General features: G+C 51.9%; 3 protein-coding genes and 1 tRNA gene. 2 read left to right on the top strand and 2 right to left on the bottom strand.

The genetic code is table 11. The annotated features are described in order from the left end of the window. The coding region (istB, locus tag IBX50_RS20485; protein WP_292258265.1) for an IS21-like element helper ATPase IstB at positions 1-508 on the top strand (508 nt) is incomplete at its 5' end. 53 nt (positions 509-561) lie between these two features. Continuing rightward, entirely contained in the window at positions 562-792 is a 231-nt protein-coding gene (locus IBX50_RS20480; protein ID WP_292258263.1) for a hypothetical protein, read from the top strand. Between the two features lie 372 nt (positions 793-1164). On the opposite strand, the gene IBX50_RS20475 is transcribed toward IBX50_RS20480, so the two are convergent. After that, a tRNA-Pro gene (locus IBX50_RS20475) sits at positions 1165-1241 on the bottom strand. Between the two features lie 60 nt (positions 1242-1301). After that, a partial coding sequence (locus IBX50_RS20470; RefSeq protein WP_292258261.1) for a S1 RNA-binding domain-containing protein occupies positions 1302-1650 on the bottom strand: 349 nt, incomplete at its 5' end.

The raw sequence follows: 1650 nt of genomic DNA, 5'->3' as shown, positions 1-1650 counted from the left end.
TCACCAGACCACCATCAACAAACGCCAGATCAGTGCACTGCTGGACTTTAACTTCATCGATCAACGTCAGAATCTGGTGTTCATCGGGCCACCGGGAGTCGGCAAAACGCATCTGGCCATCGGGCTGGGCTACAAAGCGATCGAAGCGGGTTATAAGGTGGCCTTCAGAACCGCCATGGCCCTGGTGGAAGAACTGGAGCTGGCTGAAAAGCGGGGTGAACTGAAAAAGCGGATCAGCCTACTGGCCAAAAATGACCTGCTGATTATTGATGAGCTGGGCTACCTGCCCATGAGCCGCCAGTCCCGCTACAACCTTTTCCAGTTGGTGAACAGCCTGTATGAGTACCGGTCAATCATCTTGACCACCAACAAGGACTTTACCGACTGGGGTGAGTTCTTCCACAACGACAATGTCGCCATCCCCATCGTGGACCGGATCATCCATCATTCACACATCTTCATGCTGGGAGGAGAAAGCTATCGACTGAAAGAAAAGTTAACCAACTAACGCATCAGGTGGGTCAATTTTATTGGCCAAAAGTGGGTCAAAATAAATGGCCATTGACAATCACAATAAAGCAGGCATCAGCAGAATGGCCGGAGATTACCAGGCGCTTTCAGTTAACCCGCTGGTTCAGTCCCCAGAAACTACAGCCACCCACACCAGGCGCACTGAAGGCATCCGCCTATAGGGGGCAGGCCGAACACATCAAGGCACTGGCGCACCACCTAAACCCAGAGCATTACCCCGCACAGCCAAAACAAGGCACCCTGACCGCCTTGGGCAAATAGCAACGACCACCGGCAGCAGATCCACAGCAAGGGGGGGGGGGACGAAAACTTTACGTACCCCCTACCGCCACCACGCCCGCATCGGCACCAGATCCACAAGGCCGGTAGTGTATTTTTTGTGTAGTGCAGAAAATGAGCGGAAGGATAGATTGCTGAGTAGCACCAGAGAAAAGCCCCACCAATAAAGTAGAACAGCGGTCGGCACTGGTAAGTCATCCAAGGGAAAGGAGAGCAGCCTAAAGTTAAGCGAGGAAAGGCAAAGAGCGGAAGATACGATGGTCACATATTGGACACACGTAGTGCTGGTGGTCACACGGCCACAAAAAAAGCCACCTCAAACATGCTCTAAGCGTTTGTTTTTAGTGGCTTTTCTGGTCGGAGTGAAAGGATTCGAACCTTCGACCCCTGCCTCCCGAAGACAGTGCTCTACCAAGCTGAGCTACACTCCGACAACGCTGCATATCATAGCGCTTCGGCTTTGATATGCAAGCAGTTTTCCGTTTTCCGGGTCAGGCTGACAGGCGTCCGATCAGGTTGCGCTGATCGATTCTGACTTCGGTTAATTCAACTTGAATACGATCCGTCAGGCGGTATTGGATCTGATCTTTGATCATGATCCAGCCATGTTCGGCATCACAATTCATTTCTTCCTTAACCGGATGCAGGGTGGAGGCAGGTACAAACATTACAGCACCATTAGCTAGCAGTTTGGCACGCAGGCCGCCGCGGTTGATGCTGATGATTTCAGCATCAAAACGCTCACCGGTTTTTTCTGCCAGAAAACGGGCATACAACCAGTCTTTGACATCCCGCTCGGCCATACGGTTGATTTTACGTGCTGCGGTCAGTTGTTCGGTT

It is taken from the genome of Marinospirillum sp. (assembly GCF_014859565.1).
The sequence above is the reverse complement of the archived record's forward strand: the minus strand, read 5'-3'. Positions and strand labels throughout refer to the sequence as shown.